The organism is Ruminococcus flavefaciens (assembly GCF_900143025.1).
GTDB classification, from domain to species: Bacteria; Bacillota; Clostridia; order Oscillospirales; family Ruminococcaceae; genus Ruminococcus; species Ruminococcus flavefaciens_I.
This window is the reverse complement of record NZ_FRCT01000011.1, coordinates 62,729-81,676: the sequence shown is the minus strand read 5'-3', so window position 1 is coordinate 81,676 and position 18,948 is coordinate 62,729. Positions and strand designations below refer to the sequence as shown.

Sequence of the window (18,948 nt, the reverse complement as noted above, 5' to 3'; positions counted from 1 at the left end):
TGCCTCGGAGCTTTTTTATCAGTCCTTTATTTCATATCCGTTGTAATCCGCGAATAACTTATATATGTCGGGATATTTATTTTTGGTGCGAAGCGGTTTCATATCAAGATCGGTGAAGCAGTGGGAGGAGCTTCCCTCTACGCAGACCTCTCCTGTTTTTCTGCTTATCAGCTTATATTCGATATGGAGAGTTGTACCGTTAAACTTTACGATTTTGGGGTATACTGCAAATGGTTCGTCGAAAGTAAGGGGACGCTTGTATTTACATTCTACCGATAGCACGGGCATGAGGACTCCTTTGGCTTCTATCTGCTCAAAGGGCATTCCTGCTTCCGTCATAAAGTGGACTCTTGTCTCCTCGAATATCCTAATATAGTTTGAATGGTGCATTATCTTCATTTTGTCAGTCTCATAGTAATATACGTTTCTCTCATAGGGTCTGATATTGTTCATGTCTATCATTCCTTTCATATATTAATAAGCACGGAATGTGCATATATCCGTTTTAGCATTTGACTTTGCGGTATTGTTATTTGTGAAAAATTATGGTATAATTCTAATATCATCATCAGGAGGTGGAAAATGAAAATAAAAAAGCATCTCAGCAGTATTCTCGGTACAAATGCTGCCTTTGTCATACTTCTCCTGCTTCAGATAGCGTTTCTCATGCTTGCTGTAACGAGTCTCGGCGGACGCTTTTACTTTGTATATTTTGCTCTTATAATACTGGACATAATCCTTGCAGTATACATCACAAACAAGAATGAGCCCATTTCCTACCGTGTGGCATGGATAGTCATAATAAGCGTTTTTCCCATTATGGGAGGTATATCCTATCTTTTCCTGAAGCTTTCACAGCAGTTCCCGAAATCCCTTGATATGCGCAACCAGAAGCAGACAAGAGAACTGCTTGTGCAGGACAAAGACGTAATGAATGAGCTTTCGGCAATGTGTCCCGATGCACTTAATCTTGCAAGATATGTTGCCGATTACGGTATGTATCCCGTCTACAGAAATCTCCATGCAGAGTATTTTCCCTTCGGTGAGATACAGTTTGAAAAGCTTGTGGAGGAGATAAAGTCGGCAAAGCACTTTATTTTCCTTGAATTCTTTATTATCACCGAGGGCTATATGTTTGACACCATATCAGAACTCCTCATAAGGAAAGCTGCTGAGGGAGTAGATGTAAGGCTTATGTATGACGGTATAGGCACAGGTATGCTGAACTCTGTCAAGCCATTCCGCCGTCTTGCAGATAATGGCATAAAGTGCAAGGTGTTCAATCCATTCCGTCCCATGATCTCTTCTGTTCAGAATAACCGCGATCACAGGAAGATAGTCATTATCGACGGTATTACAGCCTTTAACGGCGGTACTAATATCGGCGATGAGTATATCAACCGCAAGGAGCGTTTCGGTCACTGGAAGGATACGGCTGTTATGATACGTGGACAGGCTGTGTGGAATTATACGGTAATGTTCCTTCAGCTCTGGGAAAAGGCTGAAAGCAGCGAGATGCTGAAATTCAAGCCCAGAATGCCGCAGTATCTTTCGATGCCGGTAGGTGACGGCTTTGTACAGCCCTTTTCGGATTCTCCCCTTGACGAGGAGCCTGTGGGAAAAAGGGTGTATCTTGAACTTATAAATAATGCCCGTGAGTATGTCTGCATTACGACTCCTTATCTTATACTTGACGAGGAGATGACGAACGCTCTGGGCTTTGCAGCGAAAAAGGGTGTAGATGTCAGGATAATAACTCCGCATATTCCCGATAAGTGGTACGTGCATATGATCGCATGGAACAATTACACGCAGCTTACTGCTATGGGAGTAAGGATATATGAGTATACCCCCGGATTTATTCACGCAAAGACCTGCGTTGCAGATGGTAAGACCGCACTTGTAGGAACTATCAATTTCGATTACAGAAGCTTTTATCTGCATTTTGAGTGCGGGAGCGTACTTTATGAGTGCTCGGTAATAAGGAAAATGGTGCAGGATTTCAACAAAACAGCTGAGATCTCACAGCTTATTACAATGGAGGACTGCAACAGCCGTTCCGTCTTCAAAAAGATCGCGGGAGCTTTCCTTAATATGTTTGCACCATTGTTATGATATTTACGCCCCGATATGTGATGATCGGGGCGTTTTTATCGTATTAATCATGCCTTAAATAACGAGATGTGCGTTTACGTTTTTTCTCCTCGTACATTATCTCGTCTGCTCGTGTTATGAGGTTGAAAAGTGTGGTATCGGCATCAACTTCTGTAACTATGGTGCCTATACTTGCATCAAGCTCATATGGCTTGTTGATAAGGCGGTTCATCTTTTTAAGCTGAACGTGGAAAACGCTTTCAAGAGCCTCTATGTCCTCATCGTAAGCATTTTCGCCGAAGATAATGAATTCATCACCGCCGAAACGTGCGCATATCCTGCCGCCGCGGCAGCATTCGCTTATAACGTTGGCAAACTGCTGGAGTGCAAAGTCACCCTCCTTATGACCAAAGTTATCGTTTATCAGCTTCAGTCCGTCCATATCTATGAATGCGATAAGGAGCTTCTGGTTAGTATCAAGGCACTTTTTCACCATTTTATCCGCTTCTCTGATAAAGCCGTTTCTGTTGTAGATATTGCAGAGCGGGTCGATGACGTAAAGGCGGTCCAGCTCCTTTATCATGTCGTTCATGTGTATCAGCTTTCTGATATTTTCTATGGAGTTGCTGATATTCAGCATGAGGGAATGACAGATAAGGCTCTTTGTTGGAAAATCACTGTTTACAAAGATATAGTATCCAAGACAATATTCGCGGAAATGAAGCGGCATAAAGAAGCTGATATTTCCGCCGTTGTTCAGGGGGACAGGGTGCATATCCGAGCTTGGGAACTCCTTGACGGGGATATTTGTACCGTTGTCAAATATCAGGGGAGCACTCATTTTTGTGGTATACCCCTTGGTCTGGAAATTGTTTTGAGTACTATTTGCCGAATTGCCTGATGAGACCTCGTCCCAGTTTGAACAGAGGCAAATGCAAAATCTGTCGCATTTTATATCGCGTATAAAGCAGGCGACAGTACGGAGATTGTCGTCAAGTTCGTCCTTTTCGGCAAGCTCTGTGGTCATGCGGTTGAGGAGAGAGATATCCCTTCTGCATTTATTGAGCAGCTTATAGGAAGACGCTTTGAATTCGTCTGCATTGTTCCTGGATTCACTTTTACAGCCGCAGCTTTCATTAAATACAGGAACTGCCTCAAAAACAGTATCCTCGTCGTATTCCTTGCCGTTTGCTTTCTTTATGAGTATCTCGCAGGCTTTGTAGCCTGCCTCTTCGAGAGGACGGGATACTGTCGTAAGTGAGGGTACGTGATGCTGGGCGTTGTATGTGTTGTCAAAGCCTGTTACTATGACGTCGTCGGGAACATTATAGCCGAAATTGTTGAGCTCCTCTATAGCGGCAAGTGCCATTGCGTCATTGGCACATATTATAGCCTGAGGACGAGGCATACCCGAGCTTATGAACTGATCCACGCCCTTTTTGCCGTCAGCCGCTCTGAATTCGCCTAAGTACACGCGGTCGTTGTCTACAGGCACGGAATGAGCGTCCATAGAGTCATAGAAAGCGTTCAGTCTTGCAGAAGCTTCGGGGTTGGCAAGAGGTCCTGAAATGAAGTTTACAAGAGTGACCTTATGCTCCTCAAGTATATGATCTACAAGTGAGCGCATCGCCTTATAATTGTCTATGCTTATGTTATAGAACTCGGGATAGTCGTCGCAGTCGAGGACGGCTACGGGAAGTCCTGAGCTTTTTACCTTTGAAATAATTTTTTCCTTTACGATAGCATCGCTGATGGTATTTGTGAGAAGTATCATTCCGTCAAACTTTTCGTAGTTTATCAGGTTGAAGATGTTGTATTCGCCAACGTCGAATTTTCGGCTGGAGAGGACGCCGCTGAATGAACAGAAACAGGAAATATTAGCACGGTATCTTTTGGCGCATTTCTTTATTCCGTCTAAAACAGCGTTCTGGTACTCTTCGTCGATTCCCGCGACGATGACAGCGATTTCTATTGGTCTATCCATTATTGCACCCCTTTGTAAGTAAGATAGATTCTGAAACGATATGATCAACAATTTATTATAACATATTATTAACTAAAAAGCAATAGATACAGCAGACAAATTTGTCTATTTTTCCTTGTTTATTCTGCAAAAAAACAACCGGCATTATGCCGGCTGTTTTCTAAGAGAGGTCAAGCTATCTCTTCGACTCTGACGTTTGAAATATATACCGTAGCAGTTGAACCTCTGTGTCCGAGATTGAATTCAAGTCTTCCGTTAGGATCGTCCTTTTCCTTCATCTCAAATTCATAGGTGAATGTCTGCTTTTCGGGGGTAACTTTAAGTTTAGTATCCTGTAAATATCTTATCCAGCCTGCTGAAGGAGCTGAAACGCATACCACGATATCTCTTTCCTCGTCTGCGTATGCATCGAATGTTGCTTTGTACTTCTTGCCCTTTATCATCGGAAGATCGGGCTGTACCAGCTGTACTGAGTAGTCCTCTGTGCCTTCATTTTCGGACTTTATGATTATCATATTATCCTTTATCTCTGCCGAGCCTTCGCCGCCGTTAAAGAGCAGGAACTTCCAGTTTACATCATCAGTGAGATCCTCTGCCTCTGAGAAATCTCCGTTGTAGATGAAGTTTCCGTCCTCAAGTGCTTCACGATAGGTCTTTTCAGGCTTCTTAACATTTGTATCGTATTCGGGCTTCTGATAAACTCTTACGTAGTCTATCTCAAACTCAGCCTTGTCAAAACTTGTTGTTTCGTCAGGATTACCGGGCCATGTTCCGCCTACTGCCAGGTTCATCTGAACGAAGAATGGCTGATCAAATGGTGCAGGATAGGGCTTTTCGTCCTCGCCCTTTTCTGCTGTGAACCAGTCATTGACTGTATTGTAAAGATTGCCGTCGATGTACCAGCGCATCTCGCCAGGCTCCCACTCAACGGAGAATTCATGGAAGCTGTCAGCATAGGTCTGACCTGTAAGGTTCCATGTGCCCTGCTGTTCGCCGTGAGGCTCGCCGTAATGGAGAGTACCGTATGCAGTCTTTACGTTGTTTCCGAGGACCTCCATAATGTCGATCTCGCCGCACTTAGGCCACTGTCCGTAGTAGCTCTCGTCCTTTGGCATCATCCATATCGCAGGCCATAAGCCCTGTCCCTCGGGTACCTTTGCGCTTACGACTACCTTACCGTAAGTGAAATCGGTCTTGTTCTGACCTGTCACCTTGCCTGAGGTGTAGTAGTCCTTGCCGTTCTTTTCGGACTTTATTGCCTTGATTACAAGTTTTCCGTCACGGACAAAAACGTTGTCGGTCGATGTGGTGTACTCTTGTAACTCCTCATTTGTCCAGCCCGGTTCGTGGGGCTCGTAGTTCCACTTGCTTTCGTCAAGTGCGTCAGCGTTGAATTCATCGTTCCAGAGCAGGTCGTAGCCTTCTATCTCGGGAACGTCTGCGTCTGAGGAAGCGTCTGTTGTTTTTTCTGTAGTTGCTTCCGCAGTTGTTGCAGAGCTATTGTTGTCATTGCTGTCGCTTGTGTTTTGATCTCCGCAGCCTGCTGCTGAAACCATCAGTGCAAGAGCTGCTATAAAAGATAAAGCTTTGTAGTCTTTCATGTTTATTCCTCCTTAAAGATGAGGTTTATTCTCTGTGGTATTATTATAACTTTTTACCCTGAAAATTTATAGCAAAATGGACTGATTTATAGTAAACTGATGATATGATATAAATTGTATCAGCCGTATCCGCAAGTACTGATAAACCATGGCGAGTCATCTGTGCTGCGTTGTAGGACCCAGCCCCAGCCTTTATACATATTGCCATAATTCCATGAAGCATCCGACCAATACAGTATCGGAAGATCCTTAGCGTAAAAATCCGAAACAATGACCATTGTCTGAAAACCCGTACTGCTTTCTTTATAGCTCTCTCTGCCATCTCCCTGATATCTGAGCTCTCTGAGCTCGCAGTTTTTAAATTCAGGGAAATAATCCTTTATACATTCCACAGCGTCATCGTAGTCATGCTGAGTGTATATTTCTGATGAAATAGGCTGTATCACTGCTTTATCCACTGTACCTGCGGGGAGCGGTTTTCTGTTGACGCTTAACACTAATGCAAAGAAAATAACGATGAAAAGCAATATAAAGCTTGCTGATATAATAATAGCTTTGCGTTTGGTCATATAATTGCTACTTTCAGTATTTTTTCCATGATAATAATATAGCATACGGATATGACTTTATCATGAATTTTCTATAACAATTCTGATATTATTATTTTATGTAATGAAATAAGCCAAGCCCGAAAGCTTTTCCGAGGTCGCTTTCGGGCTTGGCTGTTTTAGGAGAGGTGATTGCTTATGGTTCGAGGGACTTTATAAGTCCGAGGAGATACTTCTGTATCTGCATAGCGTCATTGTTTGTAATGCCGCTTGAGCCGTTTTCGTAAACGTCTGCATTGCGCTGTCCCTGTGCTGTGATATGGTGCTCGTCGGTACCGTCGAGACCGTATCTGTTAGGATTGGACAGAGACTGCATTATAAGAACTATATCATTCATTGCTATTTCGCCGTCGCAGTCTGCGTCGCCGTAGAGTATATCTTCATCAGGGATATCCTCGGGAGCTTCGGCGATATTGTCGAAGTCCAGCCAGAGCTGAACGTATTCACTGTCGGCAGCATATGCAGGTGAAGCTGTGTTCTGCGAAGAAAGCTCAGAGGCTGTGAGAGCTTTGCTGTATACTCTCATCTCGTAGAAATTTGCCTGCGAATTTCTGCCTGTTTCGGGGCAGGCACCAAGTGTCAGCGGATAGCCCGAATGTGCCACTCCTGCGGTCGTGCCCACAGCCTTTTCAGCAAGCATCTTGCCGTCGCAGTATATTCTCAGCACATTGTTCTCAGCATCGTAAATGCCTGCGATCTGATGCTTCTTGCCTATCCAGTCGGAAGGAAGTGATGAACTTACGCTGTGCCATTCTCCGCCTGCATAGATGAAGAAATAGAGTACGGAAGGCTCTGCTCTGAGACCGAAGGAATAGTCGCCCTTGCTTGCAAACATATTGTACTGCTGCGAGCCTGTAGGAACTGCATTTACTTCTACTGTAAAGGAATTTTTGCCCTCAAGTGCGCTTTCAAGCTTGCTGCACGGAGGTATTGAAACTGCGCCTGCTACGTAGTTTCCGTCATTGGAATTCATAAGCTTTGCGCCTGAACTTATAGAAACTTGCAGTGCATTGCCGCTCTTATCCTGTATAACTGTTCCGTTGGAACGGAGCTTTGCTGCTGTATCGGATATTGTGCTGTCAGAGCTTGAAGAAGCTATCGGGATAATGGTGTATGACCAGTTGTATTGTCTGCCTGACGGTAAACGATACTTTTCAAGTGTAGCCTGTCCGCAGGTAGCGCTTCCTGTACCCATTGAGCCGTAGTCAACGCTGAGCATCGTCTCGCTTCTCGGGCGGAGCTTGTATGGGTGGTCTGCGTTCTGGAGATCCTCGGGAGTGAAGTGGAGAGCGCTTGCTTCAACTGTTCCGTCGGCAGCGATAAGGAGACTTGACTCTTTAAGGCTGTTCTTTACGGATATCCACTTTACATCGGTAAGGTTGCCGCAGTCGTCGGCTTTAAGGTAAGGATAGAACATTGCCGAAACAGTGCTGTTCCATATGCCCATTCTGCCGTTGGTCTTTCTGTCGTTGAAGGTCTCAACAGGACCGTTGCCGTACCAGCTTACCTCCTCTGCGCCCTCGGGGAGCTTCATTATGGAGCCTACACGTATGAAATTGCCCAGACCTGCGCCTGCTGCGTTGACATTGAAGCCAACTGTTGCGCTGCCGTTGCAGTGGATAGTATAGGTGATGTCCACCTTTGCATTGCCTGCGTTTGTAAGAGTGAGATGAGATACAACTATCTTCTCACCGTTGTCGCCGTCAAGTATGTCTATCTTGTCACAGCGTGCGCCCTTCATTGCGTTCTTCCAGCCTGCATCAAATGAGCCCTTTGCGCCCCAGCCTGTATCGTTTTCAACATTGCCGCGCCAGAAGTTAGGTGCAGGACCGTCTGATATGAGTATCTCGCCGTTGTAGGCGTATGAATTCATAAGACCTGTTGACTTGTCGATAGCAAAGTTGAAGCCCTTGCCTGTAGGTACGTAGCAGTCGGGAGTATCAACAACTGTTACAGGCTCGCTGCCCGTATCGTATTTAGCTACCTTGCCAGCTGATGTTATAGGGAACTGAGCATAGGATATCTCAGTGCCTTCGGGGAGAAGATCCGAGCCCTTGCGCACCTTTACGGATATATCAAGGTACAGCTCGTCGCCTGCAAGGATATTCTTAGGTACAGTAAATGGGACTTTAATGGTGCTCTTTGAAAGCGGCTTTGCAGTAGCGTCGTCAATAGTGCCGCTGCTTATGCTGATACCGTTTTTGAGGAGCGACCATGTAACGTCAAAGTCGCTGAGGTCTACGAAATTATTCTCGTTGTATACGCTTATCTCATTTTTTGCCAGCTGAGATGCATCTGCGCTGAACCAGAAATTCTGATACTGGAACTTGACCTCTGCAAGCTCGGGCTGAGGGTTTCTGTCAGGGCTTATAAGACCGTTTTCGCAGAAGCTGTTATCGTTGGGCCAGTCGCCCCAGTCTCCGCCGTAGCCGTAGTATTTGCCCTTTATCTCCTCTTTGTACAGGTTCTTCTGAGCGTAGGACTCCGAGTAGTAATCCCAGCTGTTATTCGGGAGAGCAACAGCTCTTGACTGGTCTACCCAGTCCCATATGAAGCCGCCCAGCATATTGTCTGCGCTTCTGATAACGTCCCAGTATTCCTTCAGTGCGCCTACGGAGTTGCCCATAGCGTGGTCGTATTCGCACATTACATAAGGCATCTTGCCCTTGCCTGCGTTGTTGCCGATAACGTCTGAGCCCGGGTACATATTGCTTCCCATATCAACGCCCATGCCGAAGCCCTGACCTTCACTGTGGACAGGTCTTGTTGGGTCGTTTTTCTTGAAGTACCATATCATATCGCGGAACATTCCGCCTGCGTCTCCTGCATTGCCTGTATAGCCCATTTCGTTTCCGATAGACCATGCAACGATAGCAGGATTGTTTTTCAGACGCTTGTAGGCAGTTTCTGTTCTGTCCATAGCAAGCTCATAGAAAAGAGCCTTTGTGTTGTTGTGAGTGCCGTCCTGAAGAGCGTGGCACTCCATATTTGTCTCGCCCATAACGTACATACCGTACTTGTTACAAAGCCAGTACAGGTATGAATCGTTGCTGTAGTGAGATGTTCTTATAGCATTTATGTTGTTTTTCTTCATAAGGGAAACGTCCTCGCGGATAGTTTCCTGAGGTACAGCCTTTCCGTAGAACGGGTCTGTATCGTGGCGGTTTACGCCCTTTAGGAGCAGACGCTTGCCGTTTATGGTTATAGGCTGCCACTGCTTTGTAGTTACCTGATATGAGCCGTTTACCTCAGCCCTTGTGAAGTTTATCTCACGGAAACCCAGCTGTGAGGAGAGTATCTCCTGTACATTGCCGCTGCCGTCTGTGAGCTTCAGTACGAGAGCGTAGATATTTGGAGTTTCGGCAGACCAGAGCTTCGGTGACTTTACCGAGGTCCTGATAGTGCAGGTGCCGCTGCCGTTGCCTTTAAGCTCGTCTATTTTTGCGGATGCGCCGCTGAGTATATTGTTTCCGTCCTCATCATATGCCTCGGCAGTAACGCTCCAGCCGTTCTTTGAGTTGCCTGTAAGGTTTGAGATATCCATTGATATCTCAAGGTCGGCATTGGTAAAGCTGTCGTCAAGGTCTGTGCGGACGGTATAGTCTCTTATCTGAGTTTCGGGTGCGCTTACGAGGAAAACATCGCGGAAGATACCGCCGTCATAGATCATGTCCTGATCCTCGAACCACGTACCGTCACAGAATTTATGCACCTCTACTGCAAGAGTATTCTCGCCGTCTTTTAAAAGGTCTGTGATGTCAAAGCGGTGAGGGCTGAAGGTGTCCTCGCTGTAGCCTACGGCAGTACCGTTGACATACACATAGTATGCGGACTCTACGCCGTCAAACTCAATGTATATCCTTCTGCCTGACTGACGCATTGAGCTGTCAACGGTGAATTTCTTGCGGTAAAGTCCCACAGGATTATAGTTTGTGGGTGCCTGCGGTGCAGGTACATTGCTGTCGTACTTTGCCTGCCACGGTTCGCCTATATTGGTATAGATAGAGAAGTCAAAGCCCTGTCTTGTCCAGCTCTTTGGCAGCTGTACCGTTTTCCAGCCGTGTTCTGATGAGGGCTGATATTCGGGCTTGAAGCAGCCTGCATTGATGTGCGAGCTTGCCTGCTGTGAGTTTTGTACTACAACAAGATCCCAGTCCTCGTTTGCTCCTGTGAGCATCTGTAAATACTCAGAGTCCTCGCGGGCATTGTAGTCCCATACAGCATTTACAGCTGCTTCTGTGGAATGATAAGGCACAGGATTGCATGATGCAGCTTCGCGGTTTACTGCGAAAACGTCCTCTGCGCCGTTTTTTCCTGTCCACTCGTTTCCTGAGAAGGTGACGGCAGAAGCTCGCTGCGGCACTGTAAAGCCGAACGATGTGGCGGCTGTCATGACAGCTACGATAGCTGACATAATACGTCGTTTCATAAGTTGATCCTCCTTGTTTTAATAATTCCCCTGAAATGCATTTTTCTTTTATGTTAGTCATAGCATCAATGATTTATTGTGTTAAATAAATAACTTCTTGATGTTGATAACTACTTATTATGTATAATATATCACAATAATGAGCGGATTGCAACTGTATTTTTGAGAAAATAGTGTAAAAAATAACGATTTTTTATTTTTAGTATTGGATATTACCAAAAAAACCACTCTGATATCATCAGAGTGGTCAGTATTTTCAGTCGCTTTCGATTATATTTCTTATAGCCTGCATACGTCCGTCCCATTCCGCGCTCTGGTCAGCGCATTTTTTCATCTCGTCCGCAAGCAGATCGAGCTTGAAGGGTGGGAGGTTTTTCTTATAGCGGAGCTTGTGTTCGAGACTTGCCCAGAAGTCCATAGCTATAGTTCTCAGCTGTACCTCTGCTCTTACAAGACGCTTTTCGTTTTCGAGGAAGATAGGCACCGCTACTATAAGATGCAGACTCCTGTAGCCGTTGGGCTTCGGTTCTTTTATGTAGTCCTTTTTTTCGATAAGAGTGATATCGTCCTGCTGCAAAAAGCAGTCTGCAAGACGGTATATATCCTGCACGAACGAGCATACGACACGGATACCTGCAATGTCGCTGACATTGTTTTCGATAGCCTCGATATTCCGCGGTATATGCTTGGACAGCAGTTTACGGTATATGCTTCCGTAGCTCTTTATCCTTGACTGTATGAACTCTATGGGATTGCTTTCGCCGTTCAGTGAGAACTGCTCGTTAAGTACGCGGAACTTGGTCTCTATCTCCATTATGGCGCACTTATAATATGTGAAGAATTGCTGCATGGGTATCATATTATTCTCAACCGAGCGCAGAAATTCCGCCTCTGACATTTCTGCTTCCGTAAGCTCACGCAGGTCACGTATAACTTCATTTTTCAGGTCCATGTTTTTACCTCAAATCTGTTTTGATGTTACTATTATATCATTATTGCAGGTCAAGGTCAATCGGAGATGATACTTTTTCATTTATTTGACACAGAACTGTCAGCTGTGATATACTTATTTTGAGTTGAGAGCTAAGTAGGGGCGAACAGTGTTCGCCCGCGAGCCCTTAGCCCTTAGCCAAATGTAGGGGCGACCATTGGTGGTCCGCCCATATCATTAATTGCCAAACGGACGCGCAATTAAGCAGTGTCTCAAATCTTTGATTTGACTGGCAATGCTATATATAAGACTATCTATCTGAAAGTTGAGATTTTTTTTCTGAAAGGAGCATATGTCATGGCATTTGATTACAAAAAGGAATACAAGGAATACTATATGCCAAAGAATAAGCCTGCTATAGTGGATATACCGTCAATGAACTTTATCGCAGTCCGCGGCGAGGGTGACCCGAATACAGAGGGCGGCGAGTACAAGCAGGCTATAGAGCTTCTCTACGGCATTGCCTATACCATAAAAATGAGCAAGAAGACCGACTATCATATAGAAGGGTACTTTGACTATGTTGTGCCGCCCCTTGAAGGCTTATGGCAGCAGGAGGGCACAGCTGGTATCGACTACAGCCGCAAGAGCGATTTCAAATGGACTGCCATGATAAGAGTGCCTGATTTTGTCACAAAAAGCGACTTTGACTGGGCTGTGGAGCAGGCAATGAAAAAGAAAAAGCAGGACTTTTCAAAAGTGGAGTTTATGACTCTTGAGGAGGGGCTCTGTGTTCAGTGTATGCATATGGGCTCTTATGACGATGAGCCTGCAACCGTTGCGCTTATGGACAGCTATGCAGACGAAATGGGTTATGATATCGACATATCCGACAGCCGTCTGCACCATGAGATATACCTTTCAGACCCGAGGAAAACAGCTCCCGAGAAGCTGAAAACCGTGGTTCGTCACCCTGTGAAGAAGAGGTGATGAGTATGAAACAGTATATCGTTGATGCTTTCACGGACAGACTTTTCAGCGGAAATCCTGCGGCGGTATGCGTTGCTGACAGCTTTCCGAATGATGATATTATGCAGAGCATTGCCGCTGAGAACAACCTTTCCGAGACAGCTTTCGTTGTGAAAAACGGAGAAATCTACAGACTGCGCTGGTTTACGCCGAAAGGTGAAATAGACTTCTGCGGTCACGCTACATTGGCGGCAGCCTTTGTGCTTTTCAGCTTTTACGAAAAGGACAGCCGATACATGACTTTTGATACTGCAAAAGGCAGATTTCAGGTCAGCCGCAGGGGAGTACTCATTGAAATGGACTTTCCCGCCTACGGTCTTGAACACGTTGAGATAACAGACCGAATGATAGATGCTCTCGGAGCTATCCCCATTGCAGCATATCGTGACCGCGATATTATGTTTGTGCTTCGTGATGAGGACGAGGTGCGCGGATTACAGCCTGATTTGGAACTCCTTTCGCAGCTGGACTGCGCCTGTGTGGCAGTGACCGCAAAGGGAAGCGGATATGACTGCGTATCGAGAGTTTTTGCGCCGAGATACGGTATAGCTGAGGATCCTGTAACTGGTTCGACTCATTGCATGATAGCACCTTATTGGTGCAGGAGACTTGGAAAGGACTCAATAACTGCATTTCAGGCTTCAAAGCGTACAGGTGTGATTAACTGTACGATCAGTGGCGATATGGTAAAAGTATCAGGAAAAGCTGTATTGTTTTCAGTTTCTGATATAATGGTATGATGTGATAATGCATAAAATAATAGATTATTTTTGTGCACATCTACAAAGATGAGAAAAAGCTCTTGACCCTGACGCCGCGTCATGGTCTATACTGAGGTCACACGAGAGGAGGTCGGTATTATGATGACTGTAAAACAGGTAAGTGATATTTCGGGAGTGAGTATACGCACTCTCAGGTATTACGACAGGATAGGACTTCTCAGTCCTGCGGAGCATACGGAAGCAGGTTACAGGTTGTATGACGATGCGGCTCTTGAACGGCTTCAGCAGATACTCCTTTTCCGTGAGCTTGAATTTCCGCTGAAGGATATCATAGCTATCATGGAAAGTCCGACATATGACCGTAAACAGGCACTTGCTCAGCAGATAGAGCTGCTGGAGCTGAAAAGGCAGCATCTTGATGACCTTATAGCCTTCGCTCGCGGAATAAAAATGATTGGAGTGAGAGCAGTGGATTTTTCTGCATTTGACACATCAAAGATCGACGAATACACAAAACGGGCAAAGGAAAAGTGGGGAAACACTAAGGCTTATGAGGAGTTCTCACATAAGAAGCGCACATCTGAGGAGAACGAAAGGCTCATGGAGGACTTTGCTCAGCTGTTTGCAGAGTTCGGAGAGCTTAAAGGCGGCAGTCCCGAAAGCAGTGAGGCACAGGCAATGGTGAAGAAGCTTCAGGGCTTTATAACCGAGCATTTCTATACCTGTACCGATGAGATCCTCAGCGGACTGGGCAAAATGTATGCCGCAGACAGTGAGTTCAGGGAGCATATCAACAGCGCAGGCGGCAAGGGTACGGCAGAATTTGCGGCAAAGGCGATAGCTGTATACTGCGGCGAATAATCGACAGATGTTATAGAAGCGGAGCTTTTACAGCTCCGCTTTTTCTTATGTACAGGAAGCTGTTAAGAAAAAGATAAGAAAAAGATAAGAATTATTTAGCTGTTATTTAATTGACAAATAATGGTCGGGGACTGTATAATAAATATCGTAGCATATGTTTTTTATATGCGATATTAATTATTGGAGGACAAAAATGAAGAAACATCTGAAGGTCTTGTCGTTTCTTCTTGCGGGTATGCTTGCTGTAAGCTGTGCAGGCTGTTCGTCATCGAAAAAAAGCGAAAGCGATGACAGCAGGCAGGCTTCGGAGGAAAGCAATGAGAAGAACGCTGACGGCAATGACAAGAAAAAAGGAAAGCCGAAGGCAGAGGACGATTTTTACAGCTATGTAAACTATGACACGCTTATGGAGTCCGAGATACCTTACGGCGAAAACTATATGTCAGGCTTTGAGGACGAGGATAACAGGGAAGTTATCCCGGATATGATAAAGGAGATAGGCGGCAGCAGCGAAAAGTTTGCAAAAGGCACAAATGAACAGCTTATCCATGACCTTTATCATCAGGTAATGGACTATAAGGACGATGGCTCGGTATGTAAGGAGATAATGGATAACTGCGGAAAAATTTTGGCAGCCAATGACATACAGGAGCTTTTCAGGCTTTGGGGTGAGCTAACAAGGAATTACAATGCAAATTCGCTTTTTACCTTTGAGGTCATGCCGGATTTTATAGACGGATCAAAAAATTCGCTTTATATTACACCTGCTTCGAGCTTTCTGGGCACAAGTCTTAAAGAAATAAACGATATTTCCGATAACTGCAAGGAAGCTAACAACATAGCAAGAGATATGCACAGAGTCATGGGCGATGATTATGAAACAGCCGATGAAAAGGGTAAGCAGATGGTGTATATCGGACTTGAGATAGCTCATAATACCGACTTTGAGACAAAGCAGACCATTGAAAATATATTGAAGATACCTATGTCAAGCTATGAGGAATTAGACAGCGTGATGTCAAATCTTGACGGCTCTGTTGTGGAGATGTTCTACGGTGATGTAAAGGGCATCACTGACGGAATATACATATGTGATATCGGGCAGGTCAAGGCTATTAATTCGCTCATAACAGATGAAAACCTTGAAAAGTGGAAGTCATATATCTTTGCGTCATATCTTTATGACAACAGATACTTTATATCTGACAGCAATAAAATACTGAAGGAATATGCTCCCGAAAGCAAGGATGCCAAGGAAGATCAGGCGGCAGATACCGTTTCGGCACTTCTGAAATGGCAGATAAGCGAGATATATGCCGACAGATTTTATACTCCCGAGCTCGATAAGGGGATACATGAGCTTTTCGACGATATCATAAACAGCTATGACAGCCTTATAAACAATGCAGACTGGCTCTCAGCCGAAACAAGAAAGGCACTTGTGAAAAAGCTGCATAATATAATCCTTATCACAGTTCCCGAACCGCATAAGATCGACCCTAAGGACGCTGACCTCATCGGCGGCAGTTATTATGAGACTTCAAAAAATCTTTTACGTAAATACAGAGCCGATGATATAAAGGAACTGTCCGAAAAGGTGGACAAGACAAAGACCTCTATGCTTGCAACAGAGGTCAATGCACAGTATCAGATAAGCAACTCGATAAATATAACAGTTGCTATAATGCAGAAGCCTATGTTTGACCCTGAGGGCGACCGTGCAGAAAATCTGGGCGCACTGGGTGCGGTCATCGGACATGAGATAGGTCATGCCTTTGACTCAAACTGTATCAATTACGATCCCAACGGAAAATACAATCCCGACTGGCTCGGCGAAAAGGACAAGAAGATACTTGAAGAGCGTGCAAACAGGCTTACCGAGTATTACAACGGATTTACTATCATGGAGGTGTTCCATGTTGACGGAGAGCTTACAAACGGCGAGAATTATGCCGACCTCAGCGGTGTTGAATGTGTTACGAATATCATAGACGATAAGGACGAGCTTAAAAGGCTCTTTGAGAGCTATGCAAGGAGCTGGGCTACACTTATGGTTGATTCCGACGGAATAAAGGCTCTTGATGACGACGAACACAGTCCTGCTAAAACTCGTGTGAACGCTGTACTTGCATCGAACAGTAAGTTCAATGAGGTATACGGTCTGAAGGAGGGCGACGGAATGTATGTTGCTCCCGAAGAAAGGGTAAGCAGGTGGTAAGCAATGAGACTGATATTAAAACATACATTAAAAAACATCTGGGCGCATAAGCTCAGAACTATCCTGCTTATGATCTGTATTGCGGTGTGCAGCTTTACGGCTATGCTCTGCTTTGATATGAGCGGCTCTCTTGATAAGATGGTAAAGGGTATGTTTGCCAATATGGCAGGAAATACCGACCTTCTGATAACTACAAAGTCACCTATAGATGAGGATTTCGCAGACGGAGCTCCTGAATGTGACGTTATGTACCTCAGCGGCGGAAGCTGTTATTTCGACAGGCATCTTGATATGGATATCTCCTATGTTCACCGTAAAAACGTAGAGATATTTGCTGTTGATGAAGCTCAGGCAAAGAAGATGAAGCTCATAAAGGACAGCGTTGAGCTCGGCGGCAAAAAGGCAGCTATCTCCGAGGAATTTTCAAAGGAATACGGATACAAGGAGGGGGACAAGATAATCCTCCACGGCGAAAGAGACATACCTGTTGAGTTTACTGTAAGCAGTATCGAAAAGAAGCAGGGACTCTTTGATACGAGCAGCCGTATAGCTGTAAGCCTTGACGATATGAAGGAACTCGTTATTGCAGATGAGCCTGAGATAAAGATGGCATTCGTCGATGTGAAAGAGGATTCGCAGATAAAGGACGCAGAGGATTTCTTCAAGAAAAAATATCCCACAGCAGATGTAGTGAACTATTTCGACAATGAAGAGCTCAATGAGCAGATAGGCTCTATAACGAGAGCATTTCTTGTGCTTTTTGCTATCTGTATGCTTCTTGTAATATTCGTAACGGTATCGGTATCAGAGCGTATCATCGTTGATAAGATGTCGGTAGTAGGTACTTTCCGAAGTCTCGGTATCTCATCGCGCATGACTACTCTTGCGCTCCTTTTCGAGAATATCCTTTACGGACTTTTTGGAAGCGTCATAGGCGTTATGATCTACAGAGCAGTAAAGCAGCCATTCTTTGATTCTGCCTTTTCCTTCAGTTCAAACGGAGATGATATAATCCACCCCGATGTGCCGGAGGCTAAGCTCATAGTTATTATCGGCGTTATCATCGGCGCAGTTGCTATAGAGTGTCTCTGTCCCATAAAGGAAGTAATAAAGGCAGTAAAGACACCTATCCGTGATATTATCTTCGATACAAAGGATACAGAGTACCGTCCGAGCAGGATAGCTACATATATAGGCTTTATCCTTCTTGTGGCAGCTGTCGTTACATATTTCTTCAAGGATAATTTCTGGTGCGGTATGATATGCTTTGTATTCTTTATCGCAGCAGTAGGCTTCCTGTTCAATTACATTCACCGCTTTGCGGCAAAGCTGCTGGAAAAGCTCTTTGCAAAGCTGAATTTCCCTATAGCAAGACTTGCAGCTGTTGAAGCAGGTGCGAAGAAGTGTACTGTGGGAAGCTCTGTTCTCTGTGTAACAGCGGCATCACTTGCAATGGTGCTTTATATATTCACCAATTCCCTTTCAGCTCTATACAACCACGATGTTTTTAAGGGCGATGTTGTAGCTATGACAGGCAGCTCAAAGGCTGAATATCTTTCATATGTAAAGGATCTCGACGGTGTTGAGACTTCTGAAATGATATACATAGAATGGGATACTGCAAAGCTTGACGGCAAGGAAACTCAAATAGCGGTATTCGGCTGGAAGGACGGCGGCTTTGAGCTGTTTGATGCTTTTACGGGCGTACCTGAAAATGTTGGTGAAGGTGAGGTAGTTCTCGACAGAGGACTTATGAAGAAGTACGGATATAAGAAGGGTGATACCGTAAGCATCACATTCCTTTCGGATGGCTATCTCCCTGTTGAGAAGAAGCTGAAGGTAACAGGAAGGATAGAAAATGATTACTATGCAGGTTCTGGAACAAGCGTGATAATCACCGAAAAGCTCTTCAAGGATATATACGGCGATTATCCCTACAATCTTCTTGTAAAGGGAGATGATCCGAAGGCTCTGAAGGACACAATAAAGGATCATTCCGCTGACTATGTAAATGATATATATACCCATGATGAATTTGTAGAATATATGGCTACTCAGCGTGCGTCATTGAATACTATCCTTATTCTCCTTATTGTTATCGGTGTCGGACTTACCTTCATAGGCGTAGTGAGCAATCAGCTCATCGGACTCGAAGGAAGAAAGCGTGAGTGTGCGGTAATGACCTCCGTAGCAATGCCGCGTAAGAAGCTGTCGAAGATGTTCCTTATGGAAAGCTTCATATCTTCGTTTATCGCGCTTGTTGCGGCAGTTCCGATAGGTATATTCATGTCCCATATCTTTATCGGTATTCTGGAACAGCTTGAGCTGTTCGTTGCACTTGAGGTATCGGTGAGTGACTGTGTGAAGTATGCTGTGCTGTTATGTGCGGTCTTTACACTTGTTTCGCTCTTCCCCATAAGGGCATTAAAGAAAATGGACGTAGTTTCACAGCTCAAATACGAATAAAGGAG

At 44.9% G+C, this 18,948-nt stretch carries 12 protein-coding genes; 6 read left to right on the top strand and 6 right to left on the bottom strand.

Translation table 11 applies throughout. The features are described 5' to 3' along the window. Positions 1-18: 18 nt before the first annotated feature. A complete protein-coding gene (locus tag BUB28_RS11760) occupies positions 19-453 on the bottom strand; it encodes an acyl-CoA thioesterase (RefSeq protein WP_081373501.1) in 435 nt (144 codons plus the stop codon). Positions 454-582: 129 nt separating this feature from the next. On the opposite strand from BUB28_RS11760, the gene cls reads away from it, so the two are divergent. Then, positions 583-2,115, top strand: coding sequence for a cardiolipin synthase (cls, locus tag BUB28_RS11755; protein WP_072951646.1), 1,533 nt, complete (start codon positions 583-585; stop codon positions 2,113-2,115). A gap of 43 nt (positions 2,116-2,158) precedes the next feature. Here cls and BUB28_RS11750 read toward each other — a convergent pair whose 3' ends face one another. The 5 genes from BUB28_RS11750 to BUB28_RS11730 all read right to left on the bottom strand — a co-directional run bounded on the left by BUB28_RS11750 (position 2,159) and on the right by BUB28_RS11730 (position 11,668). Then, on the bottom strand, positions 2,159-4,078 hold the full coding sequence (locus BUB28_RS11750) for a diguanylate cyclase domain-containing protein (protein ID WP_072951645.1): 1,920 nt from the start codon (positions 4,076-4,078) through the stop codon (positions 2,159-2,161). Positions 4,079-4,248: 170 nt separating this feature from the next. After that, positions 4,249-5,679, bottom strand: coding sequence for a family 16 glycosylhydrolase (locus tag BUB28_RS11745; RefSeq protein ID WP_072951643.1), 1,431 nt, complete (start codon positions 5,677-5,679; stop codon positions 4,249-4,251). Positions 5,680-5,798: 119 nt separating this feature from the next. Then, on the bottom strand, positions 5,799-6,248 hold the full coding sequence (locus tag BUB28_RS11740; protein ID WP_072951642.1) for a hypothetical protein: 450 nt from the start codon (positions 6,246-6,248) through the stop codon (positions 5,799-5,801). Positions 6,249-6,423: 175 nt separating this feature from the next. Further along, the gene (locus tag BUB28_RS11735; protein WP_072951640.1) at positions 6,424-10,716 is read right to left on the bottom strand and encodes a glycoside hydrolase family 2 TIM barrel-domain containing protein; all 4,293 of its coding nucleotides are present in this window, start codon (positions 10,714-10,716) and stop codon (positions 6,424-6,426) included. A gap of 256 nt (positions 10,717-10,972) precedes the next feature. Further along, positions 10,973-11,668 carry a GTP pyrophosphokinase gene (locus tag BUB28_RS11730; RefSeq protein WP_072951639.1) on the bottom strand — a complete coding sequence of 232 codons (696 nt, stop codon included), beginning with the start codon at positions 11,666-11,668 and terminating at the stop codon, positions 10,973-10,975. Positions 11,669-12,004: 336 nt separating this feature from the next. Between BUB28_RS11730 and BUB28_RS11725 the strand changes: the two genes are divergently transcribed. The 5 genes from BUB28_RS11725 (at position 12,005) to BUB28_RS11705 (ending at position 18,943) form a co-directional block, all read left to right on the top strand. Next, positions 12,005-12,637, top strand: coding sequence for a GyrI-like domain-containing protein (locus tag BUB28_RS11725; protein WP_072951637.1), 633 nt, complete (start codon positions 12,005-12,007; stop codon positions 12,635-12,637). 5 nt (positions 12,638-12,642) lie between these two features. Beyond that, positions 12,643-13,416: a PhzF family phenazine biosynthesis protein gene (locus tag BUB28_RS11720; RefSeq protein WP_072951636.1), complete on the top strand. Its 774-nt coding sequence runs from the start codon at positions 12,643-12,645 to the stop codon at positions 13,414-13,416. A gap of 120 nt (positions 13,417-13,536) precedes the next feature. Further along, positions 13,537-14,259: a MerR family transcriptional regulator gene (locus tag BUB28_RS11715; RefSeq protein ID WP_072951634.1), complete on the top strand. Its 723-nt coding sequence runs from the start codon at positions 13,537-13,539 to the stop codon at positions 14,257-14,259. Positions 14,260-14,452: 193 nt separating this feature from the next. Further along, positions 14,453-16,477: a M13 family metallopeptidase gene (locus BUB28_RS11710; RefSeq protein WP_072951632.1), complete on the top strand. Its 2,025-nt coding sequence runs from the start codon at positions 14,453-14,455 to the stop codon at positions 16,475-16,477. A 3-nt stretch (positions 16,478-16,480) separates the two neighbouring features. After that, positions 16,481-18,943: an ABC transporter permease gene (locus tag BUB28_RS11705; protein ID WP_072951630.1), complete on the top strand. Its 2,463-nt coding sequence runs from the start codon at positions 16,481-16,483 to the stop codon at positions 18,941-18,943. The last annotated feature ends 5 nt before the right edge of the window (positions 18,944-18,948 follow it).